The organism is Capsulimonas corticalis (assembly GCF_003574315.2).
GTDB classification, from domain to species: Bacteria; Armatimonadota; Armatimonadia; order Armatimonadales; family Capsulimonadaceae; genus Capsulimonas; species Capsulimonas corticalis.
This window is the reverse complement of sequence record NZ_AP025739.1, coordinates 3,006,758-3,032,438: the sequence shown is the minus strand read 5'-3', so window position 1 is coordinate 3,032,438 and position 25,681 is coordinate 3,006,758. Positions and strand designations below refer to the sequence as shown.

The 25,681-nt window shown below is 61.6% G+C and carries 15 protein-coding genes; 6 read left to right on the top strand and 9 right to left on the bottom strand.

What is annotated here, in order from left to right; all coding sequences use genetic code 11:
• Window position 1 precedes the first annotated feature (1 nt).
• A complete protein-coding gene (locus D5261_RS12830; protein WP_119321418.1) occupies window positions 2-2,437 on the bottom strand; it encodes a diguanylate cyclase domain-containing protein in 2,436 nt (811 codons plus the stop codon).
• A gap of 233 nt (window positions 2,438-2,670) precedes the next feature.
• Here D5261_RS12830 and D5261_RS12825 point away from each other — a divergent pair, with 233 nt between their 5' ends.
• Both D5261_RS12825 and D5261_RS12820 read left to right on the top strand, forming a co-directional pair.
• Window positions 2,671-6,327 carry a PAS domain-containing hybrid sensor histidine kinase/response regulator gene (locus D5261_RS12825; RefSeq protein WP_165864193.1) on the top strand — a complete coding sequence of 1,219 codons (3,657 nt, stop codon included), beginning with the start codon at window positions 2,671-2,673 and terminating at the stop codon, window positions 6,325-6,327.
• Between the two features lie 196 nt (window positions 6,328-6,523).
• Entirely contained in the window at window positions 6,524-7,636 is a 1,113-nt protein-coding gene (locus D5261_RS12820) for a substrate-binding domain-containing protein (protein WP_119321416.1), read from the top strand.
• A 92-nt stretch (window positions 7,637-7,728) separates the two neighbouring features.
• On the opposite strand, the gene D5261_RS12815 is transcribed toward D5261_RS12820, so the two are convergent.
• Window positions 7,729-9,210, bottom strand: coding sequence for a hypothetical protein (locus D5261_RS12815; RefSeq protein WP_125205963.1), 1,482 nt, complete (start codon window positions 9,208-9,210; stop codon window positions 7,729-7,731).
• 358 nt (window positions 9,211-9,568) lie between these two features.
• Between D5261_RS12815 and D5261_RS12810 the strand changes: the two genes are divergently transcribed.
• A complete protein-coding gene (locus tag D5261_RS12810; RefSeq protein ID WP_119321414.1) occupies window positions 9,569-12,313 on the top strand; it encodes a carbohydrate-binding protein in 2,745 nt (914 codons plus the stop codon).
• Between the two features lie 351 nt (window positions 12,314-12,664).
• Here the strand turns inward: D5261_RS12810 and D5261_RS12805 are convergent, their stop codons facing one another.
• Together D5261_RS12805 and D5261_RS12800 are read right to left on the bottom strand one after the other, a co-directional pair.
• Window positions 12,665-13,486, bottom strand: a complete 822-nt coding sequence (locus D5261_RS12805; RefSeq protein WP_119321413.1) for a DUF1559 family PulG-like putative transporter — start codon at window positions 13,484-13,486, stop codon at window positions 12,665-12,667.
• A 403-nt stretch (window positions 13,487-13,889) separates the two neighbouring features.
• Window positions 13,890-14,720 (bottom strand): helix-turn-helix domain-containing protein, encoded by an 831-nt coding sequence (locus D5261_RS12800; protein WP_119321412.1) that lies wholly within the window; start codon window positions 14,718-14,720, stop codon window positions 13,890-13,892.
• Between the two features lie 239 nt (window positions 14,721-14,959).
• Between D5261_RS12800 and D5261_RS12795 the strand changes: the two genes are divergently transcribed.
• Window positions 14,960-18,385 (top strand): DUF5107 domain-containing protein, encoded by a 3,426-nt coding sequence (locus D5261_RS12795; protein ID WP_119321411.1) that lies wholly within the window; start codon window positions 14,960-14,962, stop codon window positions 18,383-18,385.
• Between the two features lie 222 nt (window positions 18,386-18,607).
• Window positions 18,608-20,026, top strand: coding sequence for a sugar porter family MFS transporter (locus D5261_RS12790; RefSeq protein ID WP_119321519.1), 1,419 nt, complete (start codon window positions 18,608-18,610; stop codon window positions 20,024-20,026).
• Between the two features lie 205 nt (window positions 20,027-20,231).
• Here the strand turns inward: D5261_RS12790 and D5261_RS12785 are convergent, their stop codons facing one another.
• Window positions 20,232-21,317, bottom strand: coding sequence for a polysaccharide deacetylase family protein (locus D5261_RS12785; protein ID WP_119321410.1), 1,086 nt, complete (start codon window positions 21,315-21,317; stop codon window positions 20,232-20,234).
• A 147-nt stretch (window positions 21,318-21,464) separates the two neighbouring features.
• Between D5261_RS12785 and D5261_RS12780 the strand changes: the two genes are divergently transcribed.
• A complete protein-coding gene (locus D5261_RS12780) occupies window positions 21,465-22,199 on the top strand; it encodes a ZIP family metal transporter (protein ID WP_119321409.1) in 735 nt (244 codons plus the stop codon).
• A gap of 41 nt (window positions 22,200-22,240) precedes the next feature.
• On the opposite strand, the gene D5261_RS12775 is transcribed toward D5261_RS12780, so the two are convergent.
• From D5261_RS12775 to D5261_RS12760, 4 genes are all read right to left on the bottom strand, one after another.
• The gene (locus D5261_RS12775; RefSeq protein ID WP_165864192.1) at window positions 22,241-23,029 is read right to left on the bottom strand and encodes a PP2C family protein-serine/threonine phosphatase; all 789 of its coding nucleotides are present in this window, start codon (window positions 23,027-23,029) and stop codon (window positions 22,241-22,243) included.
• 211 nt (window positions 23,030-23,240) lie between these two features.
• Window positions 23,241-23,855: an NAD(P)H:quinone oxidoreductase gene (wrbA, locus tag D5261_RS12770; RefSeq protein ID WP_119321407.1), complete on the bottom strand. Its 615-nt coding sequence runs from the start codon at window positions 23,853-23,855 to the stop codon at window positions 23,241-23,243.
• A gap of 55 nt (window positions 23,856-23,910) precedes the next feature.
• On the bottom strand, window positions 23,911-24,696 hold the full coding sequence (locus D5261_RS12765) for an alpha/beta fold hydrolase (protein ID WP_119321406.1): 786 nt from the start codon (window positions 24,694-24,696) through the stop codon (window positions 23,911-23,913).
• The gene (locus D5261_RS12760; RefSeq protein ID WP_119321405.1) at window positions 24,693-25,412 is read right to left on the bottom strand and encodes an alpha/beta hydrolase; all 720 of its coding nucleotides are present in this window, start codon (window positions 25,410-25,412) and stop codon (window positions 24,693-24,695) included. Before D5261_RS12760 ends, D5261_RS12765 begins: the two co-directional genes overlap by 4 nt.
• Window positions 25,413-25,681: the final 269 nt, after the last annotated feature.

Genomic DNA, 25,681 nt, shown 5'->3' with positions numbered 1-25,681 from the left:
CTTACGCCGCCTGGAGGGTGTACGCGGCGGGGGTTCTCTCATCGTCATGCGCCTGAAGGAATGCGTTCACACAGCGTTCATCCCACTGCTCGCCGACCCCGTTCGCCAAAATGGAGAGCGCTCGCTCGGGGTCCATGCCTTTTCGGTAGGGACGATCCATCGTCATCGCGGAGTAAGCGTCCGCCACCGCCATGATGCGGGCGATCAGCGGGATCTCCTCGCCGCACAGCCCCATCGGGTACCCCTTGCCGTTGTAGCATTCATGGTGATGCCGAACGGCGTCCAGGGTCGCTTCCAGTCCCGGCACGGCGGATACGATCGCCGCGCCCATCTGCGGATGCTGCTTGACCGCGGCGTATTCGGTGTCGGTGAGATTCCCCGGCTTGCGCAAAATGGCGTCCGGCACGCCGATCTTGCCGACATCGTGTAGCAGCGCGGCGACGGCGAGCGTATGCCGCCCTTCTTCGTCCATCCCCAGCACGCGCGCGATCGCCAGGCAGTGATCCATGACATCCTCGGAGTGCCGGCGGGTGTACCGGTCTTTGTTGTCCACCGCGTTGACCAGCGCATCGAGCATGGAGAACCCGTCAATCGACTGATGCAGATACGCGCGCATCTGGTCCGCGCCCGTTTCCTCCGCGCCGCCCGTTTTCGCCCGCCGCAGCCGTTCATCCGCGACACGCAGAAGGTCAAGACGGCGCTCCCCCTCCGTGGGAGAAACAGCCGCGCCCACCGAGCAAGTCACCGGGATCTGCTTGTCGTGCCCTTCCGGTCGAAACGTCAAACCGCCCAGCCCGTCCTTCAGCCCTCGCTCCACATCGCTTCTTGAGCGAACGCCCACATCGTCGATCAGCAAAGCGAACTCATCGCCGCCAAAGCGAGCCGCCACGTCGCGGGCGCCGCAGACCGACTGCAAGCGCGCGGCGACCATGCGCAGCACTTCGTCGCCGGCGCCATGGCCGTACAAACTGTTAAAGTATTCAAAGTTATCGATGTCGATCATCACCAGCGCCAGCGCGCCGCCATGGAGCGCGGCTTCATCGATGCGCTGCTGCGCCTGCTTATGAAAGGCGCGGTGGTTCCACAGATCCGTCAGCGAATCGTGATCCGCGCGAAACTGAGCTTCGCGCAGATCTTGCTCCCGCTGCGTCTCCCAGGCTTTGCGGTCGGAAATATCCTGCACGAAGCCTTCGTAATAGGCCAGAAGACCGTGATCGTTGAACACCGGGCGCGCGCTTTCGGCGATCCATATCACGCCGCCGTCCCTGCGCCGGATCTGCGACTCAAAGTTGGTCACGCCGCCCTGCTCGCTCATCAGGCGCGCGAACTCATCACGGCGCCCCTCCTCCACATAAAGCTGCGTCGAGACGTCGGCGATCTCATCCATCATCTGCCGAGGCGTTTCATAACCGTAGATCCGGGCCAGCGCGGAGTTCGCCCGGAAATACCGTCCCTGGGGAGTTGTCTGGAAGATGCCTTCCGCCGCGTTCTCGAACAGACTTTGATAGCCTGCTTCGGCCGACCGACGCGCGCCGTCCGACGCGCGCTGCAACGTCAGATCATGGGTCACGACGCACACCGCGAGCCGATCCTCATACTTGATGACGCGTCCGCTGATTTCGACGACCACGAGGGAGCCGTCCTTGCGCAGATACTGCCGCTCCCCGAGAGCGACCTCCTCGCCCTGCGAAAGCGCCCGGATATTCCGGTCGATGCTGGACCGAACATGCCCGATGATATCGTAGATCGTGAGGTGGGCCATCTCCGCTTCGGAGTAACCGAGCATCGCGCGAAAGGCGGCGTTCGATTTGATGATGCGGCGCGTGTCGGGGTCGAAGAGATAAACGCCGTCCGCCGCATGCTCGACAATGACTTTGAGTTCTTCCTCGCGCTGAAGCAGAGCCTCCTGCGCCAGGGCGCGCTCGGCGATCAGCTGGTCCTGCATCGCGATGCGCCGCTGGAGCTCCATTCGTCCGGCGACCTGGGAGGCCAGCACCTGAAGCATCGCCGCTTGCTGCGAGGTCAGCCGCCGGGGCGTCTGGTCGATCACGCAGAGCGAGCCGATCGCCAGCCCCTCCGAGGTGATCAAGGGAGCGCCGGCGTAGAACCGAACGTGGGGAGCGCCGAGCACAAAGGGATTGCCGGCGAACCGTTCGTCCCTCGTGGTGTCTTCGACGATGAGCATCTCCGACTGGAGAATCGTGTGCGCGCAGAAAGCGCCTTCGCGCGGCGTTTGCCGCAGATCCACGCCGACAATGGACTGATACCACTGATGCTCGCGGTCCAGGATGCTGATGGCGGCGATCGGGACGCCGCAGACCTCGGCGGCCAGACGCGTGACTCCGTCAAAGGCGCCTTCGGAGGGCGTCTCCAGAATACGGCTCTGTCGAAGCCACTCCAGACGATCAGGCTCATTGGGCGGCAGCGGCGCGCTCATGGATCTTTAACTTCCTAAACTTGCAAGGGATGACAATTCACGGCGAACGCAGTTCGACTGCCATAATCATCGGAAAATTGACCGAGGAAATAGAGGCCGGCGCGTCGGATCGAGAGGACTCTGATTCCCCTCGGGAAATACCGATAATTGAACATCACCCTCAGGTCGAAACGGAATGCGCCTACGTGCTGTCGCGAAACCAAAATAATTCACTGGAGCCCTCACGAGAGGCTTTGGAAATCAGCCCCGACGACGAACTGTTCCTGAGCGACATCGCGCACCTCGCGCTGCTGTCTTGCCGGACCTCGTCGGCGGCGATTTCGCTGCTCGGCGCGAACGGACAGTGGCGGACTCGAACGGCCGGCGCGGAGGAATGTGATCTTGCGCGCGCCGAGACTCTCTTCGCTCAAACCGTGTTTTACGATGACATCCACGTGACCGCGCCGGCCGGCCAGGCGCAGAACGAAGTTCCCCGCTCCCACCCATTCTCCCCGCCCATTCGGTTTTACGCCGGCGCGCCGCTGACAAGCTCAGAGGGCGAGTTCTTCGGTGTCCTGGCGGTGATGGACACCGACGCCGCGCGCAGTCTTGACCGCGAACAGATGGACGCGCTGCGGCGGCTTGCCCGCCAAACCGTCAGTCACGCGGAGATGCGCCGCCAGATCGCAAACCAGGAGGCGCTTCTTGCGGGACACAGTCAAGCGGCGACCGCCGCCAAGCCGGTCGTACATCGCGATCCGGAGATGGACCTGAAGCGGCTGGCCGCCATTGTCGATTCGTTTGACGAAGCGGTTTTGGGGGCGACGCTCGACGGCGCCATCGTCCACTGGAACAAAGGCGCGGAAAAGCTGTACGGCTACAGCGCCGGCGAGATTCTGGGAAAGAACACCTCGTTTCTGTCGGGTGAGGGCGAACATAACCTGCTGCCCGGCGTGACCGCGCGCCTGATGCGCGGCGAGACCATCGACCCGGTCGAGGTAAGCCGCCGGCGCAAGGACGGCTCCCAGTTCTTCGCGGCGCTGTCGTTCTCGCCGATCCGGGGCGCCGAGGAGGAGATCACCGGCGTCTCGTGCATCGCGCGCGACATCACCGCCCGAGTCGCGGCGGAGCGCGCCCGCGCCGAAAGCGAGGCCCGGCTCCGGCGGCTTACCGACGCCGCCTTTGAAGGCGTCTCCGTCTGGCAAAACGGTCTTCTCGTGGAGGCCAGCCCCGCGCTGGCGACGATGTTTGGATACGATACGCCCGCCGAAATGCTCGGATTCACGCCCGAAGCGCTGATGACGCCCGAGTCCCGCACCATTATCCTGCAAAATATCGCGGCCAACTACGAACAGCCCTACGAAGCGCTGCTGCGCCGGCGAGACGGCTCGACATTTGACGCCGAGATCCGCGGTCACATCATTGCGCTGAACGGGGAACAGGCGCGCGTCACCGCCGTGCGCGATATCAGCGACCGCAAGGCCATGGAGGCGGAGCTGCGGGAAAGCCGCCGCTTCGCCGAAAGCATCTCGGAAAACTCGGCCAGCATCATCTTTGTGTTCGACCTGGACGCTAAGGAGAATGTCTACTCCAATCGCAATCTGACCGATTTCCTCGGGTACTCATTCTCGGAAGCCGCGGAAATGGGACCGAATCTCCTGGAGGCGATCATTCACCCCGAGGATATCCCCCGTCTCGTGGACCATATCGATCGATTTGGCGACGTGCCCGACGGCGTGATCGTGGACATTGAATACCGAGTCCGTCACGTCAGCGGCGCGTGGCGCTGGATTTGGAGTCGCGAAGTCGTTTTTGAGCGCCACACCGACGGCCGGGCGTCGCGCATCCTCGGAAACGTTCAGGATATCACGAAGATCAAGGAACTGGAGGCGCAGCTATGCGCCAGCGCGGAGCAGCTGAGCAAACGGGAAGCGGCGCTGAGCGCGCTGCTGCAAAGCGCCCCCGTCGTTCTGTACGCCGCCGACGCGAACGGGATCGTGGTGCTGTCCGAGGGAATGGGCCTGACGGCGCTGGGCCTAAAACCCGGGGAAGCCGTGGGCCGATCGGTCTTTGACTTTACCGGGGGCGACCCGGAAATGGAAACGAATACCCGGCGGGCGCTGGCCGGAGAAGCGGTTTCTTATGATACACGCGCGGGGCAATTATATTTGCACGTCGAACTGCAGCCGGTGCGAGACGCCGACGGCGCCTTCGGCGGCCTCATCGGCGTTTGCTTCGACGTGACCGAGCGCGTCGTTTCCGAAGAGCGGTTCCGCGTCCTGTTCGAACAGTCCTCCGATGCGATCTTCCTTCTCGACCCGGTCACGCAAGGCGGCATTGTGGACTGCAACGCGGCGGCCCTGTCCCTGCTTGGCGGCTCGGAGAAGGCCGATCTGCTCGGTCTCAACCCCATGGATTTTTCTCCGGAGATGCAGCCGGACGGGCAGCGATCCAGCGAGAAAAAATTCCGCGTCTCCCGGCAGCTGCGCGACTACGGCGGCACACGTTTTGAATGGACGCATGAACGGCCGGACCGGACTCAGATCGATGTCGAAGTTACGCAGACGACGGTTTCGCTGAGCCGGGGCGCCACGGTGCTCTCCGTCTGCCACGATCTGACCGACCAGAAGCGCATCGAACAAGAGATTCGGGACTACGCGTCGATCCTGCACCATCAAAAGGAGGCGCTGGAACAGGCGGCCCAGGACCTGGCGCGCCGCAACGAAGACCTGTCCCGAGCCCGTGACGCCGCGCAGTCGGCGACCAAAGCGAAATCGGCGTTCCTCGCCAGCATGAGTCACGAGATCCGAACGCCGATGAACGGCGTCTTGGGCATGACGAGCCTGCTGCTGGACACGAACCTCACGGACGAACAACGGGACTACGCCGAAACCGTGCGCTCCTCGGGCCAGTCCCTGCTGACCATTCTCAACGATATCCTCGACTTCTCAAAGATCGAAGCCGGCAAGCTGGATTTTGAACACCTGCCCTTTGATTTGCGCCGCACGGTCGCGGACATCGTGAGCCTGATGGGCGGCGCCGCTCGGACCAAGGGGCTGCAAGTCATCTTTGACGTTGATAACGATGTCCCCTCCGCCCTGATCGGCGACGCGGGCCGCCTGCGCCAGATCATGGCCAATATCGTCGGCAACTCCATCAAATTCACCGAGCGCGGCCGCGTGACCGTCCGCGTGCAGCTCGGGGAGCTGACAGAGCGCGACGCCCTGATCGAGTTCCGGGTCACGGACACCGGCATCGGAATCAGTGAAGAGGCGCAGAAGCGCCTCTTCCAATCGTTCTCGCAGGCCGACGCCTCCACCACGCGCCGCTTTGGCGGCTCGGGGCTCGGTCTCGCCATCTGCAAGCAGCTGGTGGAGATTATGGGCGGGCAGATCGGCGTGCTGAGCGTGATCGGCCAGGGCAGCACATTCTGGTTCAGCGTCCGCCTGGCCCGCCACGAGACCGAATCTCCGTCCCCATCGCCGGCGATCCGTCAGGATCGAGCTCCCCGGCAAAGCGCCGCCGTCTCCTCCCAGGGCGCCTGTATTCTGCTCGTGGAGGACAACGCCATCAACCAAAAGGTGGCGAAGCGGCTTCTCGAAAAGCAGGGACACTCCGTCGATGTCGCCTGCAACGGCCGCGAGGCCGTGGCCATGGCCGGCGACAAATCGTACGACCTTGTCCTGATGGACTGCCAGATGCCGGAAATGGACGGATGGGAGGCGACTCGGGCGATCCGAAAGCGCGAGGGCGCCGGCGCGGACGCCGGCCGGCTTCCGATCGTCGCGCTGACGGCGGGCGCCATGGCGGAGGACCGCGCCGAATGCTTTGACGCGGGGATGGACGGGTTTCTCACAAAGCCGTTCAAAACGGAAGACCTTTACACCGTCCTCAGCACATACCTGCGATAGCGTCGCAAGCTCGCCCGCGCCCCCTCCGCCTCAGGTCCGTACGGACAGTCATAAATTTTGAGAATATCCTCGGATTGATTATATTCTTATAGACGGTAATCGGGTAAACTATGGGACGAACGACCGGCCGTTTTTCGCATCCTAAGGACCGGTCGCGTCAAAATGAATTTAATCGCTCGCTTCGGCTGGAGTATCAATGAACAGCCTTGCCTCCGTTGAACTGCTAGACAATCTCATCATTAACCAGCGAACGTCGGACATGCCGCTCTACGCGCAAGTGCGTCTCGCGTTAAGCAACCTGATCGACGAGTACTTCGACGACGGAGAGCAATTTTGGACAGAGGCTGTGCTCACGGAGCGACTGGGCGTCTCCAAGATTACGATCCGCAGGGCGATGCAGGAGCTGTCACGGGAAGGCGTCTTGGTCCGGCGCGTTTCGAAAGGCACGGTTGTCCGCAAAAGCGACGAAAATAAGACGACGGACTACCGGGTCGGGATCATCGCGGTATGCCTTGGCTCCGAAGCCAGCATCAACGATTTGATTCAGGAGTGCCAGAATCGTGGCCGGCGGGCAGACGTATTTTACGTCACGGAGACGGACACGCCGTCGAGCATCTTCGCCAAGGTCGAACATTCGCCACGCCAAATCCGTTTCATTCTTCTGGCGAATCCGACCGACATCACACGCGATTTGCAGCGGACATTTTCACAATGGCGCTACCATACGGTGAACATCGATACGCTGATCGCCGGTTATCCGGGGGCGTTTGTCGGCGTCGATGACGCGGCGGGCATTCGGCTCGGGGTGGACCATCTGATCGCCCTGGGCCACCGGCGCATTACTCTCCTGGTGAACGAGCCAATGTCGCATGGGACGATCGTGACGCGCGTCAATACATTTGACGACTATACGCGCGAAAACCAGATCTTGGAAGCGCGCGTCGTGCATTGCTCCACCAGCAGCTGGAAAGATTCGTTCCAGGCCGCCTACGATAATATGCCGGCGGTCATGGGCCAGCGGATCACCCCCACGGCCATCTTTACCGTCTCCGACGCCGGAGCGTTCGGGGTGCTGAAATGGTGCGCGGAGAATGGCGTCCGTGTGCCTCAGGAAGTCAGTGTCCTGGGCTTCGACAACATTTCCACCGGAAAATTCACACAGCCGGCGCTTTCAACGATCGCGCAGCCGCATGCGGAAATCGTCCAAAAAGCGCTCGACCTCCTCCATGACGCCAGCGACGAGCCGACCCATGTGCTCCTCCCGCCCACCCTCCTGATCCGCGAAAGCACCGCGTCCGTGAACTCCTGAAATTAGCGGGGATGCCCCCGCCCCCGTGAGGTCGGGGGGCATCTTCTCTGGTTCCCCAGGATGGGGCGGAGGGGCGAAGCCATATCGTGCGATTAACCTCCCCTCACCGCCTTGCGGCATGTCAGCACGACGTAAAAGGTGCGCGGCGTCTTCTGATCGCCTTCGTTCCATGCGCGGGCGTCGCTGCCGGAAGCATCCTGCGTGGACACGGAGACGGAAGTCGCTGCGCTTCCGGTCGGCGTCAATGCCTCGGAATTCCCCGTCAGGTCGACTCGCTGCGCCGAGATTATTTGGCTCTTGGGGATTTTGAACTTCAAGGTCAGGGACGAATACTGATCGTAGTCGCTGGGCTTGAGATGCACGGCGACCACGATCTTCTTTCCCGCCGCGAACCCTTGCATGGATGTGTCGGCGTTGAAGGTCTGGGGCAATGCCGGGACGGAACTGATTCCCGAATATGCGGACAGAACGTCCTTGCCAAATAGATCCGAGAGGGTCTTGAGCTCCTTCCCATGCCAGTTCAATGTCGATCCGGCGCGAAGGCAGTTTCCATAGCCGTAGGCCTTCGGGTCGTCGGGCGCCCACTCCGCAAAATAGAATAACTTGTATTTGTTCGGGGTGTTCCATTGATGGGTGAGCGACCAGGACAGAACGCGCGGATAGAAGTTCGCCACATAAGTTTTATCCGGCATGAAGCCATGCTCCGTTTGCCAAACGCCTAATTTTTTGAAGCCGCGCTGGTCGGCGTCGGTTCGGAGCGCCGCCATCGCCGTTGGATCGTAATAATGGCAGTCGAGGATATCGATTGCGCCCCAGGCGTGATATTTGTCAAAGAGGCTGGTCATTTGCGCCGGCGTTCTCACGGACGGCCAGCCGCCATAAACGACTTTCGCTCCGGCGGCATGGATGATGGCGGCCGCCGGCAAATGGATTTTTCTCATGTAATCATCCATATTGCCGACCCAGAATCCGGTGGTGGGATTGTCGCACGCTTCGTTCCAGATCTGGAAATATTGGATGTTATAGGGCGGCGCATGCAGGAACTTCACCGTGCGCGCGACATAATCCGTCCACGTCGTCGGATTTGCCGACGGCCATTTTGAGAGTTCCGTTCCGGGGTTCTTCCAGGTGGACTGGAGAGCCCAATCCTTGCCGGAGAGCGTATATTTGCAGAACGTGAATGTCCCATCAGGATTGGGCGCGATCGTCCATTTGATGTTTTCCGCGTCGATCCATTCGCGCGCGCTCTTATCCGCCGCCCAGGTTTCGGTATAGCCGAGGGCCACCAGCGGCGTGACGCCGGCTTTTTTCCAGATCAGAATGCTCTTGCCGATCTCGTCCAGGGTTTTATGGCCGACTTGTCCGGGCGCGCGCTCATCCCAGCCGACAGGCTCCGGGCGGTTCCAGCCGACGACGCCGCCGAAGAGCTCGTCCGGCTGAGCCGCCTGGTTAGTCCCGGAGAACTCAGTCCAGGTTGGCCCCGGCCAATTTTGCGCGTGACCGCGGGCTGCAAAGGACATCGACCCCGCGAGCAGCAATGCGGCGGTAAGTCGCGTCCAAATTCTAGATTTCACATTTCTAGATTTCACCTGGCGGAAATCCCCGCGAGTCCCTGTTCTCATCAATGAAGGTCCTTTCGTCGACTGCTGCGCCACATTCGCGGCACCATACACAACTTCGCCCCACATTCTTAGTTATACCTAAAAACGAAATATGATGTTACAGAATACGCCTTAGCGAACGAATTTTTCTTACGACTTTCCACTTCGCTGGCCTAGATCGCCGAGGAAAAAATCCATGCTTTACATATAATCAAGAATCACGTATAATATTAAATAGCGCGATTGCTGAGAGGCAATTGGGCGAATAGGTTTCTTTGCTATAAAAGATATCTAACCGTATTTCGAATGACAATCCAAGGAGGCTTTGGTCATGAAACTGAGTACTGATCGTCGAATTCCGTCACTTTCGAAGGCGATGACGCACTTGAGCGTATTTGCTTTTATCGCAATATTACCACCTTCGGTATGCGCGAACGCCCAAACGTGGCCCGGTCCGACCTGGAACGAATTCTCTGGAGTGAACCATGGCGAAGAGGGCGACGCTCTGGATAACGTCGCGTATGGCTGGACCCGCCCCAACCCCGCAAGGTCCTACTCTGAGATTTGGTGGGGGACGATTGAGGCGACGCAGGGAACCTGGAATCAGGCGGTGATCAATAATTACGGCGCCAATGCGCTCCAGTGGCCTGGGGGAAGCTCCCGCACCCTGCGCGTCCTCGACGGCATCCCCAGTTGGCAGAGCAATAACCCCAGCGTCTGGGGGTCGGATTGGACCAATTACGTCACCAAGGTCGTGCAGACCCTGCGCGCCGCTCCCTATAACATCCAGTATTACCAGATCTGGAACGAAGCCTACTCGCCCGCCAGCTCGTTCTGGCCCGACGGTTCCTGGGCCGATTACTTCAACTACGTCCTCAATCCAACCGGTCAGCTCATCCATCAATTGGGCGGAAAAGCCGTTTATGGCGGTTACCCCTCCACTCCCACGTCCTCGGTCCAGGAGTATGTCAACCAGCTCGATACTTACAACGCCTGGGGCAACATCGACGTACTGGACATGCATTACTACAATGCGTGGCACATGGATAGCCTGCGCAAGGCGGCCAATTCCCGGGGCTATTCCAAACTCGCGATCTGGCAAACGGAATGCGGCTGGACCTACGACCAGGTCTATGTCGCCAACAACTATCCCCGAACGCTCTATTGGGGGCTCAGCAATCAATGGAACGCGGCCGACAAGTATAAGCTGTTCTACTTTGTCCGGGATGGAAGCGACAACCGATCGATTTACAACGGCTCCACGCTCACCTTTCACGGTCAGCAGTTAAAAGAGCTGGGACTGCTGTTCGGCGGCGGAACGATCGCCGCGTACCCAGGCGTCAAAACTTCCATCGCCGGTCTGAGCGGCGCGGATCCCGTCCCAACAAACCGGTCGATCGAGACGTTCAGCGTCGGCAACAATATCATCGCCGCCGTCCATCTCGCCCCCGCCGATTATAACAATAACGCCAATGTTACGCTCACATTCCCTTTCCCCCTCAGTCAAGTGACCACGGCCGAACGCGTCGATCTGACGGGAAACCGAGTGAACCTGACAGCGACGGGAGGCGCCGCGACGACCTCGGTCACCGTCGCCACCCACGATGCGTCTGGCTCCTCCGCCCTTTCCTGGAACGGCGGCGCGGTTTCCAATAGCGAACCGAGCACCTTCTATGTCGTGCTGACGACGGCCGGGGCGCGTCAGGCGAACGTCCCCTACAGCGGCGGAGCGGCGGCGATCCCGGGCGTGTTCGACGCCTGCAACTACAATACCGGCGGACAGAACGTCGGCTACAACGTCGCATCCGTCAATGGAACGGCGAACAGCTACCGCCCCGACGGGGTAGACCTCGAAACGACGTCGGACGCCGCCGGCGGCTACGATATCGGCTGGGCCGCCGCCGGTCAGTGGTTCAAGTACACCGTCAACGTGGCGACGGCCGGGACTTACGCGGTCACGTTCCGCGTGGCGGCCCCCAGCGCCGTCACGAACGCGTTTCATCTGACAAGTTCGGCAGGGAGCGCGGCCACGGGGGAAGTCAGCATTCCCGCCTCCGGCGGATATCAGAACTGGACCACGGTGACGGCGAACATCACGCTGGCGGCCGGCTCGCAGGCGCTGACGCTGACTCAGGACAATCCCGGCTGGAACTTCCGTTGGATGGGGTTCGGCCCCAACAAAGCTCCGTTCGGCGGAACGCCGGCGGCCGTCCCCGGCGTGGTCGAGGCGGAGAACTACGACACCGGCGGCCAGGGAATTGCGTATAACCAGACGGTCAACGGCGGCCAGACCGCTTATCGCGCCGATAACAATTCGGCGGTCGGGGCCGACGCCAGCGCCAGCAACGGCTATTGCGTCGGATCTTCCAACGCCGGCCAGTGGCTGCGGTACACGGTCAATGTCGCCTCGGGCGGCGCCTACACCCTCGGATTCCGGGCTTCGTCCGGCGCCACCGGCGGCCGCTTCCACTTGCAGGATGAGCGCGGCAACAACCTCACGGGAACCGTCAACATTCCGAGCACCGGCGGATGGTCGACTTACACGACCGTCAGCGTCAGCGGCGTCAATCTCACGCCCGGCCTGCACGTATTTACTCTCATGGAGGACACCAGCGGCTTCAATATCGACTCGATCACCTTCACCGCGCCATTGCCCATTGGGCATCGGATCGCGCTTTATTCCCCGACCGCGGGCTACTACGTCTCGACGGACCAGACCGACAGCACCTATCTGAAGGCGTCGCTCGCAGCATCGCCGAGCACATGGGAATACTTCGACGTCCGCGACGCCGGCAGCGGCAATATCGCCTTGCTCAGCGAGCAGACCGGAAAATACGTGTCGGTGGACATGAACCAGTCGAGCCGGGTGCTGCGCGCCGACCTCGGGACAACGATCGGCGCGTGGGAGCCCTTCAAATGGGTGAGCCTGGGAGGAAGCAATGTGGCGCTGCAAGCGACGATCGACAGCGACTACGTGAGTTATAATCCGAATGACGTCAAGCGTCTGGAGGCGCAGTGGGCCACGTCGCCCGGCGATTGGGAGACCTTCTCCTGGATGGATTTAGGCCTGCACTAACCGACCGAAGTCACCATTCAAGCCACACGGCGCGGGGGCAATCCAGTGAATACTGGGCTGGCCCCGCGCTTTTTCATGTGTGAGTGGATGCGCCCACCGTCCCGGACGGAAGACAAAGAACCGCATACGATTGCACTCTTCCGTCCGGGACGGACGGTCGGCGCGAAGCGCCCCCAGCCCCGTAATTTATTGCGGGGTCCTTAATGCGAAGCGCCCCCAGCCGGGTAATTTATTGCCCGTTACGCAAAAAACCTATCCTAGTGAGCTGTGGGGCCAGGAGCATCCTGTTCTCCACTCACACATAAAAAAAAGCCTGCGCGCCATTGGCGCGCAGGCTGTAGATCGATAAGCTTACTGGATCTGAAACGTCACCGCGAAGTTCCGCAGGTTGTTCACACTGGGTCCGGCGCCCAGGCCCGGTCCGTCCTGGACGAGATTGTCCGGATTGGAGCCGCCGCAGGGATCGCCGACCTGGGTGACGCGCAGCGCCTTGACATGCCCATCGGCCATCAGATACGGGTTTAGGAACGATGTCGCGTCATGACGGTTCGCGGCCAGCGGAACTTCCCAACTGGGCTGCTTTCCGTAGGTGGCGCAAGCGTTCGCGCCGGTCGGGCCGATGGCGATTCCGGTATCTCCTCGCGGAAGGATGTCGCCGACGCCTTCCATCGGGTTGCCGATGAGGATCTGCTGCCCCTGACATTCGTAAAGCATCACCGTGGAGGCCGGCGCCGCCATTACCGACAGCGGGCATCCCCCCGTGTAATTGCCGTAAGGATTGCTGGACGCCGTGGCGCCGCCGTAACCAGCGATGACTGCATTTTCCGCATAGGAGATGGGATAGGCCGTACCGGTCGGCGTTCCCGTCTGCGGCGTCCCGTCGTCCGGGCACACAAAAACGCCGGGGGACTTCACATAAGGGAAGAGCCGAGATTCCCATCCGCTTCCATACCAGTTGCTGGCGGGAAACTTTTCATCGTAGTCCTGATTGTATTGCATGGTGGCCAGGCCAAGCTGCTTCAGATTGGAAGAGCAGGCGGTCTGCCGGGCCTTCTCGCGCGCCTTGGCGAATACTGGAAACAGGATCGCGGCAAGAATCGCAATTATTGCGATAACAACTAGTAATTCAATCAAAGTGAATGCTTTCTTCGCATTCCGATTGTTCAGGTTCATCAAAGTCTCACCTCTCTTATGTCGCATGGATTAAAGGGCGCTGAAACGAAATTTAAGATTCCAACTCATAAGCATTCCGATCTCGTCCATAACAGCCGACGATCACCTCTTTCCGTGAACTGACCTTTGGGCTCAACCGACTCTCATTGTTGCGCTTAAGTAATGATTATATCGATAGTATCATTATATCATCGGTTAAGATTGCTGTCAATCCATTATTTTTCGAACTAGCGCGCTTGGAGCCTGTCCGCCGACAATGCCGTTTATGGTTCGCAATCATCATCAGCTGCATCAGTGCTGCTCACTGACTTGATTATATTAATAACATGAGTATATCATTGATTCCAAGCCGTGTCAATCATGCTGACAAAATCTGCAATCGCTCCAGGCGAGCGTGGCGTCCTTATGCGTGCTGCTCTCCCGTCAGCGCCCGCTGCCGGTATCGGCGCGGGCTAACGCCTGTGTGCTGCTTGAAGCGCAGCGAAAAATAGACCGGGTCCATGCCGACTTCCTCGGCGATGTGCTTGATCCCGCTGCTGGTGCGCTCCAGCAGCAGCTTTGAGCGCTCAATCCGCTGGAGGTCGAGGTACTGCATGGGCGCGACGCCGACTTGTTTCTGGAACAGATGGGCGAGCCGCGACGGCGATAGGGCGGTCATATCGGCGAGAAGCTGCACGCTGACTTTTTCGGTCAGATGGCTGTGGATGTATTGAAGGACGCTCGTGATCCGCTCGTCCATCGTCGGCTGCGCCTGCATCACCTGGCTGTGGCACACCAGGATCATCTCCTCCAGGGCGTTCATCGCGAAGTCCAGACCGTGCGTCTGCGTGCTCGACGCCAATTGATGGCTGCGGCGCAGACACGCCAGGGCCTGTTCCCAGCGCTCCTCCGACAGTCGCACCGCCATCGGGCCGTCGCCGGCCGACCAGATCAGCCAGTTGTACCAGTGCGGGCGCGGCTGGAAATGCGCCCAGAGCAGCTCCCAGTGATCCGCGCCCGGCGCCGAGCCGTAGTCATGCGCCACGCCCGGACGCGTCAGCACCACATCGAGCCGGCGCGTCAGGATGGCGTCATCACCCGATCCAAAACGCCCCGATCCCCCCAGCGTCGCAATCACCAGCCAGTCGTCCGTCCCCTTCTCGCGTATCGAACGATAGCCGGGATCTTTGTCGTAGTGACCTGTCAAAAGATGCAGGTACTCCGGCAGGTCGATTTCTATTCGATCCTTGATCATATTTTCGCCTCAAAACAGAATAGCAGAAATCAATAATTTTTTAGCGCTTCTCGCTATTGCGCGCCAGGCGTCCCGCGCTTATAATAAATCTATCGGCGATCGCGCACTGGGAAGTTATCTCAGAGGATACTCTACAGACGCCATATTTGCAACGATCGCTATCCAAATATTTTGATCATGAGACTTTCAGCGGGATACTCATAGTATCTCGCGACGGATTGTCTCTGGAGCACCGACCCATGAACGACCGCATCGACAATGTCCGCGTCTGGCGCGAAGACGTGGTCATCCCAACATATCTGCCGCACGCGCCGGATAAAAATCCGATGTTTCTGGAGAAGCGCGTCTACCAGGGCAGCAGCGGCAAGGTCTACCCCCTGCCCTTCACCGACCGCATTGACGACACGGCGTCCGATCAGACCTGGAGCGCCGTCTGGCTGGAGAACGATTATCTCAAGGTGATGGTCCTGCCGGAGATCGGCGGACGCATCCACGTCATCCTGGACAAGACCAATGGATACGACGTGATCTACCGGCAAAACGTGATCAAGCCGGCGCTGGTGGGTCTCGCGGGGCCGTGGATCTCGGGCGGCATCGAGTTCAACTGGCCGCAGCACCACCGACCGGCGACATTTATGCCGGTCGATTTTGAGATCGAGCAGTGTATCGACGGCTCCGCGATCGTCTGGTGCGGCGACCACGATCCGTTGACGCATATGAAGGGAATGCACGGCGTCTGCCTGCATCCAGACAGTGCGTACGTGGAGCTCAAAGTCCGGGCGCATAACCGCACGCCCTTCGTGCAGACGTTTCTATGGTGGGCGAATCTCTGCGCCCGCGTCCACGAAGGCTATCAATCGTTCCTGCCGCCCGATGTCGCGCACGTCGCCGACCACGCCAAGCGCGCCATCAGCGCTTATCCCTTCTGCGAAGCCTCCTATTACGGCGTGGACTACGCCGGCCGCGCGCGGACCGGCGTCCCGGCGTCGGAGGTCCCCGCGCACTTCGTCCCGCCGGCGCTGCGCCCGGAAACAACCTGGGACGGTCTCGCGGCCTACGCCGCCAACGATCTCTCCTGGTACGCCAATATCCCCGTCCCGACGTCTTATATGGCGATGGGCTCCCGCGAGGATTTCTTCGGCGGTTACGACCATCTAGCGCACGCGGGCGTGGTGCATATCGCGAATCATCATCTCTCGCCAGGCAAGAAGCAATGGACCTGGGGCAACCATGAGTTCGGATACGCCTGGGATCGCAACCTGACCGACGCGGACGGCCCCTATATCGAACTGATGGCCGGCGTCTACACCGACAACCAGCCGGACTTCTCGTTTTTGCAGCCCGGAGAAACCAAGACCTGGAGCCAGTACTGGTATCCCATCCAGAAGATCGGCGCCGCGCAGCATGCAAATCTTGACTGCGCCGTCCGGCTGGACTTCGATCGGCGCTCGGCGAAGGTCGGCGTGAGCGTCACGTCGGAGTTCGATGACGCCGAAATCCAGCTCACCGGCGCCGACTTCACCCAGACCTGGCGAGCGGACCTGGCGCCGGGCGATCCGTTTATCGCGCAATGCGTGATCCCAGACACGCTGGACAAAGAGGGCGTCACTCTGCGCGTTCAAGATCGACTCGGCCGAACGATCCTCAAGTACACTCCGGGGAACACGGTCCCGGCGGATGAGTTCGCCGCCGCGACGGAGCCGCCGGCGCCCGCCGAGATCGCCAGCGCGGACGAGCTTTATCTGACCGGGCTGCACCTGGAACAGTATCGGCACGCGACCCGCAGCCCCGTTCCCTACTGGACGGAAGCCGTGCGCCGCGATCCGCTCGACGCGCGCTGCAACAACGCCCTCGGCCTCTGGCGCCTGAAGCGGGGTGAATTGGAGCTTGCCGAAGCGCACTTCCGTCAGGCGATTGCGCGCCTTACCCATCGCAATCCGAACCCGTACGACGGCGAGCCGCACTACAACCTCGGAATGTGCCTTCGGTTGCGGATGGACGCCGCACAAACGCCGTCCGACACGCTCTTCGACGCCGCCTACGCGGCGTTCTACAAGGCGACCTGGAATCAGGCATGGGGCGCGGCGGCTTATCACGCCATCGCCGAACTCGACTGCCGGCGCGGTGAATGGCGCGACGCCCTGGAGCACCTGGACCGCTCCCTGCGCCTGGACACGGAGCGCCTGGGCGCGCGCAATCTCAAAGCGGTTGTCCTGGGCAGGCTGGGATATGCCGATGAAGCCCGCTATCTGGTCGCGGAGACACTGCGGCTGGATCGCCTGGACGGCTGGGCGCGGATTCTCGCCGGCGAAACAATGACGCAGGACTTGCAGACGGCGCTCGATATCGCGCACGATCACGCGCGGGCGGGTCTCTACCAAGAAGCGATTGGGCTCATCGAAAAGGCCATGCGCCAGGATGCGGCGTATTCCGACGCCAAGGGGCTTTCCACGCAAAGCTGGGGCGCAGCGCCGATGCTGCGCTATACGCTCGGCCGTCTGTACGAACGGCTCGGCGGAACCGACGAAGCGCGGCGCTTCTATCAGGAAGCGACGGCGCAGTCGCCGGATTACTGCTTTCCCGCGCGTTTGGAAGAAATCGCGGTGCTGGAAGCCGCCATGCGCGCCAATCCTCAGGACGCCCATGCGCCCTACTACCTCGGCTGCCTGCTCTACGACCGACGACGCCACGACGAAGCGATCGCGCTCTGGGAGCAAAGCGTCGCCCTCGCCCCCTCGTTCTCCATTCCATGGCGCAATCTGGGAATCGGCTACTTCAACATTGCCGGCAAACCCGACGCCGCGCGCGACGCCTATGACCGCGCCGTGGCCGCCGCGCCGGAAGACGCCCGTCTTCTCTTCGAGCGCGACCAGCTCTGGCGACGCCTGGGCGTCGCCCCCGAGGAGCGCCTGAGCGCGCTGGAGGCGCGGCCGGATCTCGTCCAAAAGCGCGACGATCTGTGCGTGGAGATCTGCGCCCTTTACAACCAGACCCATCAGCCCCAGCGCGCCTTGGAATTGCTCTCGTCTCGCCGCTTCCAGCCCTGGGAAGGCGGCGAGGGCCAGGCGCTCGGCCAGTATGTCCGCACCTACCTCGCGCTGGGCCGCAAGGCGCTGAGCGTGAACGCTCCCGCCGAAGCCCGCCGCTGCTTCGAGGCCGCATTGACCGCGCCCGACAACCTGAGCGAAGCCAAGCACCTGCTGGCGAATCAGAGCGACATCCACTTCTGGATCGGCGAAGCCTGCGCCATGCTCGGCGATACGGACAGCGCGCGCCGTCACTGGTCGGCGGCGGCCAACTTCCGGGGCGACTTCCAGGAGATGAGCGTCCGCGCCTTCTCGGAAATGACCTACTTCTCCGCCCTGTCGCAGCGCAGACTCGGCGACGAAGCGCAAGCGCAGTCCATGCTCTCCGCGCTGCGCGACTACGCCCTGGCGCTGGAGCGCGACGAAGCAAAGATCGACTACTTCGCCACCTCCCTGCCCACCATGCTGCTGTTCGACGACGACATTCAAAAGCGCCAGGAAACCACCGCCCGCTTCCTGCAAGCGCAGGCGCTGGCGGGCATGGGCGAGTGTGACAACGCCCACGCCTTGCTCGAAGCAATTCTGGCGGACGACCCCAGCCACGCGCTCGCGGCGGAGCTGGCGGGGAGTATTGGATAGGGGAAGAGAGGCCCTCACCCCCTTCCACCCGCAAGCGGGTACCCGGCTCTCCCAAAATTGGAAGAGGGGGAGTCAGAGTTTTAGTGATAAGATCTTTTGGATCTTTGATCCAACTCTTAACCCTCGCCCAGACCTTTGGGAGAGGGTGGCCCGAAGGGCCGGGTGAGGGCCTACGCGTCCATCTTCAGGCAGCGCCGCCGTCCGCAAGATAAGGATATCATCATGCTCATCGACCAAAACAGGTCCCAAACGAATATCAGCGCCGTGCAGATCAATAGCGCCTATGTTTGGCTGATCTCCATCGTCGCCGCCCTCGGCGGGCTGCTCTTTGGTTACGACTGGGTCGTAATCGGCGGCGCGAAGCCGTTCTTTGAGAGCTTCTTTCAGATCAAGAGCGCGTCGGCGTCGGGGTGGGTCAACAGCTGCGCGCTGCTGGGGTGCCTGATCGGCGCCATTGTCGCGGGAACGATGAGCGATCGTCTGGGTCGAAAACGGCTGCTGATTGCGTCGGCGCTGCTGTTCACGGTGACGTCGATCGGCAATGCGCTGGCGAACAGTTTCGAGACGTTCGTCACGTGGCGGATTCTCGGCGGCGTCGCCATCGGCCTGGCCTCCAGCCTCTCGCCGCTTTATATCTCCGAGGTGGCGCCGGCGAATGTGCGCGGACGGCTCGTCGCCGTCAATCAGCTGACGGTGGTGGTGGGGATTTTGCTCGCGCAGTTTATCGACTTCTATGTCGTGCGCAACCTGCCGGCGGGAGCGACGGATGAGTTTATCCGCACCTCCTGGTATGGACAGCAGGGGTGGCGCTGGATGTTCGCGCTGACCGCCGTCCCGTCGGTGCTGTTCTTCGTCTGCATGTTCTTCGTGCCGGAAAGCCCGCGCTGGCAGATGACGAAGGGAATCCTTGGCCCGGCCCGCGAAACGCTGAGCCGTATCGGCGGTCCCGCCTACGCCGATGAGATCGAAAGCGATCAAGCGGCCTTGAGCGCGCAGGATCAGGAAAAGGCCACGTTCCGGGATCTGCTGCACCCGCGCATGGCGCGCGTCTTTATGATCGGCGTCACGCTCGCCGTGTTCCAGCAGTGGTGCGGCATCAACGTCATCTTCAATTACGCCGAGGATATCTTCAAGGCCGCCGGATACGATATCTCCTCGGTGCTGAAGAACATCGCGTGGACCGGCTCCGTGAACCTGATCTTTACCTTCGTCTCCATGGGGCTGATCGATCGGGGTCGCCGCCCGCTGATGCTGTTTGGGTCCGCCGCGCTGGCGGTGATCTACGGCGTCATGGGCTTCTGCTACCACGCCGGGGTGCAGGGCGCGCCGCTGCTGATCCTGGTGCTCGCCGCCATCGCCTGCTACAGCGCCTCGCTGGCGCCGGTCACCTGGGTCGTGATCTCCGAGATCTTCCCGAACCGGATTCGCGGCGCCGCCGTCTCCGTCGCGGTCGGGGCGCTCTGGATCGCGAGCTTCATTCTCACCTTCACGTTTCCGCTGCTGAACGCGAAGCTGGGACCGTCAGGCACCTTCTGGCTCTACAGCGTCATCTGCGCGATGGGCTTCGCCTTCATCGTACGCAGCCTTCCGGAGACGAAAGGCAAAACGCTCGAGCAATTGGAAAAAGAATTGGCGCCGTAGCGCGCCGATACGCCGTTTCGTCGTCATAGCCCTGGGTTTCGGCTCCCGCCCCGTTCCGTGGGAATCCGAAGCGCTGCGATGGGCGTGATGAGCTCTCCCGAAACCGGGGATGCGGGTCGGAACCTAGGGCTATGACGACGAAACGGCAGAAACAAAAAGCGGGTGTGTCCATCAGGCGCACCCGCTTTTTGCGCGTTCGCCGTCCCTACTTTTTGTGCTGACGCTTGTGTGACTGCTTGTGCGCGGCGGGGACGGCCTTTGGCCCTGGAGAGAAGTGGGCGATGAATCCCATCGCCTGTAAGCGCGTGAGATTGATTCGCGGCCGCGAGGCTTCGGGAAGCGTGTAAGTCGTAGGGTCGCCGTCGCTGATGAAGCGCTTGGCGGGATTCTGCTGGAGCCAGCTCAGCCAGTACCGCACTTCGAATTGGCGGTCGCCGGGAATGATCCGCTCCAGATGGTAAGGGTCGAACGATTTGCTCATCGGCGACGGCGCGGGGCGGTAGCCGGCCAGCAGCGCGCACGCGTTATGGTACGGCATGCCGCGAGTCTCGCCGCTGACAACCAGGTGATCGTTCTTGGGATAGACCCCAAACGGCAGCGCGAGTTCCTGAACGTTGTACCCGGGCAGGTACTTTTGGATATCGATCACGGCCCCGCCAATCTCCGCCTGCACATGCTCATCCGTCCAGTGGCGAATCCCGAGCTGGTGGCTGACGGTATGGTTTCCGATCTCGAACCCCTCCGCCACGAGATACTTCATCTTCTTCTTCGCCGTCGACTTCTGGTAGAAGGGCGGCGGCAAATTCCCATGTCCCTCCGTCAGTACGAAGAACGTGCCGCGCAGCGGCCAGTCGTCGTGACGGCGATGGAGATCTTCCAAAATCCCGACCGCGCTGTTAGGATCGATCGTTCCATCGGGAAGATATCGGAACTGGCCGCCCAACGAATCGTCGAACGTCAGGATCACCGGCGACATTCCGGCGGGGCAGTCGATCTTGCCGGCCACATAGTCCAGCAGGTTCACCGGCCGGTAGTTGTGGTCATAAAGCCACTCCATGTCGCGCCGAAACAGCGAGGATGGGTATTGATACCCCGTAACCTTGAGCCGCGGCACGAGTTCGTGGTACTCCAAAATAGGGATTTGCCCGGCCTCGTTGGGCGTAAGATTCGTCTCCATCGCAGGCGTCTGCGGCGACGTCTTTGCTTCGGAGCGGCTCGGCGAAACATTGGCGAGCGACGCCAGGAGGGCGCAGCCCAGCGCCGGCAAAAAGCGGGAAGCGAAATAGGTCATGGTCTTTGACTTTCGGACCGGTTCGAGCCGGTTTGTGCGATGATGCACTATTATAGCCCGTGGAGTGTGGTATTATACACACTTGTTGACCGGCGCCGCGAAATTGCGGAGCGGAGGGCGTCTCTCGAACCGAGTCGCTAGGAACGCATGACACTCATTTTACTACGGACAACCATTGCGACGCTGATGGCCTTCGCCGGCGGCGCGCTGGGCGTTTCCTTGGGCAAAGTCGCCCCGCATCACATGAAGGCGCTGGTCTACACGGCGATGGCCGCGCTGCTCGGAGTCACGCTGTTCGATGTATTGCCCGACGCCAAATCGCTTCTCAACTGGCCGCAGTTTCTCATCGCCGGGGCGAGCGGCTACGCGCTGTTCTGGGCGGTCAGCAAATACGTTTATCATATCTGCCCGTCGTGCTCCATCTCCAGCTTCGATCAGCAGACGACCGAGCGCCTGGGCCAAAACGTCGTCCTGCTGATGATCGCGCTGGGGATTCACAGCATGATGGACGGCGCCGCCGTCGTCGTCGGAGACCGGATCAGCGCGCATCCAGACCTCGCGCTGCTGGTCGCGGTGTCGGTGCACAAGCTGCCGGAAGGATTGGCCCTGGCGCTGCTCCTATTAGGAGCTGGATACTCCCGGCGATCGGCGATGCTCTGGACAATCGCCATTGAATCCAGCACCGAATTCGGCGCCCTCATCGGCGTGCTCAGCCTGCGCCACGCGTCCCTCTTCTATATGGGACTGCTGTTCGCGCATGTCGGCGGCAGCTTTATCTATCTGATCGTCACGACGCTGGGGCTTTTTACGACCATGCGCGCACGCCGGCCGAGAAAAACCGAGACGCCGATGGCGAAAGATACCCAGCCGCGCGTGCGGTGATTGATAAAAAAGATGCAGGGTATGCCCCTAACCCAGAGTTCCTAATTTTCCCGCCGCGCCAAAAGCAGGCAGGCGTCATCGTGAAACGCGCCACCGGCGAAGGCGCGCGCGCCGTCGAAGATCGATTGGCCGATCGTCTCCAGCGGCGCCCTGGGGTCCTGCGCCTGGCGGGCCAGACGCGCGATTCCTTCGACGCCTAAAAACGTCCGAGCGCGAGGGCGGAGGCCGGCTTGCGGAGCGCGCGCTTCCGTCAGCCCGTCCGTCACCAGCAGGACCATGTCGCCCGGATCCAGGCGCAGGCGCGCGTAGGAGTACTCCTGGTCGCGCAGGAAACCCAGCGCCATTCCCTGGACTTGCGCCATTTCGACCGCGCCGCCGGCGCGCAGGATCAGCGGCGGTTCGCCGCCGGCGCATAGACAGATCATCTCCCCCGAAAGACTGTTCAGCGCCACCAGAGTCAGCGTGACAAACGCGCTGTCCTCGCGCTTTCCCAGACGATGGGCGTCGCAGACAAAGTCGTTGAGACAAGCGAGCGCCCGGCAGGGATCCACATGCTCGCGCAGAAACGCGCGGAGCGCGAAGCGGACCTCGGCAATCCGCTCCGCCGCCCCCAGCCCCTTGCCGGATGCGTCGCCGACCATCAGCGCGACGCGTCCGCCGTCAAGGGGAAATGCGTCGAAGCTGTCGCCGCCGACCGCCGCTTCTTCCATCACGGCCTCGTAATACGCTTCCAGGGTGAGATTGGGCGTCAGTTCCTGAAGCGATGTCCGCAAAAGCACGCGCTGCAAACAGTCCGCGATCCGGCGGTCTCGGTCGTCAGGGGTCTTCAACGGAATCTCCTGTGTGCGAACAGCGCGGGGCCTCCTTCCCGCGCCGGCGGATGTCCGGCTCTCCCAGTGCGATTGGCGAGGGGTCGAGTGTTTTCGCTTGCTGACTTGAGATCTTACGATTCTCATCGGAACCCTCTCTGGGAGACGCCGGATCGTTCGCGGGCGCGGAAGGCGTGGAACGGATCGCGAGGATCGTTCCTCGTTCTCCGGTCTATTCCGCGGCGCTCAGCAGCCGCGCCACCTTCGCCGTGCGGCGTCCCTGGTAACGGGCGACTTCCAGATCGTCTTCCGACGGCGGAGTGTTGTCCTGGCCGGACACGCTGCTCGCTCCGTACGGCGTTCCGGCGCCGCGGAACATGGCGGGGTCGGCGTAGCCGAGCGGAACAACGATCAGTCCGAGGTGGGCCATGAAGTTGAACATCGTGATATTCGTACTTTCATTGCCGCCGTGCCGGGTCGATGTCGAGCAAAAGGCCGAGCCGACTTTGCCGTTCAGCTTGCCCTGGAACCACAGACCGCCCAGGCTGTCTACAAACGATTTCAGTTCGGAGCTGACATTGCCGAACCGGGTCGGGGATCCAAAGACGATTGCGTCGGCCCATTCGGCGTCTCCCCCGGTCGGCGCTTCGTACTGAGCGTGCATGCGGTCGCGGTTGGCCGCCCATCCCGGCACACTCTGAATCACTTCCTCAGCGACGAAATCACGAACGCGGCGTAGCCGCACTTCGGCTCCTTCCGCCTGGGCGCCCTCGGCAATGGCCTGCGCGAGCGCCTCGGTCGAGCCGTTACGAGAATAAAACGCGATCAGAACTTTCACTGCGGTCATGATAATTTTCCTTTGTATGATGGTCAGGCTGCTGTCATCGCCCTGGAGTGGCGGACTATTTCAGAGGTGACGTCGCCGCCTCTTCGATCAGCTTGGCGATCTCCTTGGGGTGGGAGATAAACGCCACATGGCTCGCCTTGATCTCGGAGGTCTTCGCGCCGATCCGCTGGGCCATAAACCGCTCCAGATCGGGGTTGATGGCGTGATCGTCCGAGGACACCAGGTACCACGAAGGGATCGTCTTCCAGGCCGCGCCCGTGACGGACTGCTGGAACGTGGCGGCGGCCAGCGGTTTTTGCGTCGCCCACATGATGCTCGCCTCCGTGTCCGGAACGTCCTTGCAGAACACCTCGTGGAACTTCGCCCGGTCGACATAAAGGAAGCCGGCGGCGTCGGGCGCGAGCGCCGTAGCGAGCTGCGATGGGCCGAACTTGTCGTTCAGGACGCCTAGCGGCTCGCCGGCGTCCGGCGCGTACGCGGCCAGGTACACCAGCGCCTTGACGTTCGCGGCGCCGTCCGCCGCCCCCGTGATCACCACGCCGCCGTAGGAATGGCCGACGGCGACCACGGGGCCCTTCTGGGCGTCGATCACACGCTTGGTCGTCGCGACATCGTCGGCCACCGACGTCAATGGGTTCTGGACGGCGATCACGGTATAGCCGTCTTTCTGTAAGATCGGGATGACCTTCGACCAGCTGGAGCCGTCGGCGAAGGCGCCGTGGACGAGCACGATCACGGGCTTTTCCGCCGGGACCGGGGCGGCGGCCTGGACGGTGTGCGCGGACGCGAACGCGGCGGTGACGGCTGTCAGGCCGATGGTGATTTTGGTCATTCGGTTCATGGTGTTCTCCTTGTGCTTTTCTTGGTCTGAGCCGATTGGGCGGCTTCGATAATGCATTGCGCCGTCTCCTCCGGATGGGAGACCATGGCGGCGTGGCTGGATACGAGCGAGGTTGTTTTCGCGCCCATGCGCTGCGACAAAAACCTTTGCAGGTCGGGGTTAATCATCAGATCGTCTTCCGAGATTTGGAACCAGGAGGGCTTGGAGCGCCATGACGGCTGCACGATCCGATTGCCGGGGACCTTCCAGGGATGCTGCACGGCCGCCAGCACCCGCGCCTCCGCGTCCGGGATGTCGCCCGCGAAGTACTGGGGAAAGGCCTCCGTCACGATCCAGGTGAACCCGTGATCGTCGGTGCGCAGGTGACCGAACCCCGGCGCCGTCGCGTATCGATGGATGAGATCTCCCAGCGTTTCCCCCTCGTCCGGCGCAAAGGCGGCGATATAAACCAGACCGGCGACATTCGCCTCGTCGCCAGCCTCGGTAATGACGGCCCCTCCATAAGAGTGGCCGACCAAAATGACGGAGCCATGCTGCATGCTGACGATGTGACGGGTGATCGCCACATCTTCTTTCAGAGAAGTCAGCGGCAGCTGGACGGCGGTGACGTAATACCCGCCTTCCTGAAGCCGAGAGATGACCTTTCTCCAGATCGATCCATCGGCGAAGGGGCCATGCACCAGCACGACGTTTTTGACAGCATTGTTCGCCCTCATGCGCTGCGCCCTTTCCTGATCGCGAAACCGGCGAGTTCGGTTCCGGACAACGGAGGCCTCCTTTCCCTCGTCTATTTTCTATCACGATTATGAAGGCGCGATGTTATCGTAACGTTACCGTTCCAATCAAAAAGCGTTCCGAAGGCCGGAACGCCCTTCCCAAACGCAAAATATTACAGGCGGCGCCCGGCGGCCGGCAGGCAGTCCGGAACCGGCAGACATGGAAGGTATAATTTTCATAGGTTATTCCTATGAGCTTCCTCGCTTCG

Excerpts from the sequence above, each read along its gene's own strand:
- D5261_RS12830 (WP_119321418.1), bottom strand. The coding sequence starts at position 2,437 with ATGAGCGCGCCGCTGCCGCCCAATGAGCCTGATCGTCTGGAGTGGCTT.
- D5261_RS12820 (WP_119321416.1), top strand. The coding sequence starts at position 6,524 with ATGAACAGCCTTGCCTCCGTTGAACTGCTAGACAATCTCATCATTAAC.
- D5261_RS12810 (WP_119321414.1), top strand. The coding sequence starts at position 9,569 with ATGAAACTGAGTACTGATCGTCGAATTCCGTCACTTTCGAAGGCGATG.
- D5261_RS12805 (WP_119321413.1), bottom strand. The coding sequence starts at position 13,486 with ATGAACCTGAACAATCGGAATGCGAAGAAAGCATTCACTTTGATTGAA.
- D5261_RS12800 (WP_119321412.1), bottom strand. The coding sequence starts at position 14,720 with ATGATCAAGGATCGAATAGAAATCGACCTGCCGGAGTACCTGCATCTT.
- D5261_RS12795 (WP_119321411.1), top strand. The coding sequence starts at position 14,960 with ATGAACGACCGCATCGACAATGTCCGCGTCTGGCGCGAAGACGTGGTC.
- D5261_RS12790 (WP_119321519.1), top strand. The coding sequence starts at position 18,608 with ATGCTCATCGACCAAAACAGGTCCCAAACGAATATCAGCGCCGTGCAG.
- D5261_RS12785 (WP_119321410.1), bottom strand. The coding sequence starts at position 21,317 with ATGACCTATTTCGCTTCCCGCTTTTTGCCGGCGCTGGGCTGCGCCCTC.
- D5261_RS12780 (WP_119321409.1), top strand. The coding sequence starts at position 21,465 with ATGACACTCATTTTACTACGGACAACCATTGCGACGCTGATGGCCTTC.
- wrbA (WP_119321407.1), bottom strand. The coding sequence starts at position 23,855 with ATGACCGCAGTGAAAGTTCTGATCGCGTTTTATTCTCGTAACGGCTCG.
- D5261_RS12765 (WP_119321406.1), bottom strand. The coding sequence starts at position 24,696 with ATGAACCGAATGACCAAAATCACCATCGGCCTGACAGCCGTCACCGCC.
- D5261_RS12760 (WP_119321405.1), bottom strand. The coding sequence starts at position 25,412 with ATGAGGGCGAACAATGCTGTCAAAAACGTCGTGCTGGTGCATGGCCCC.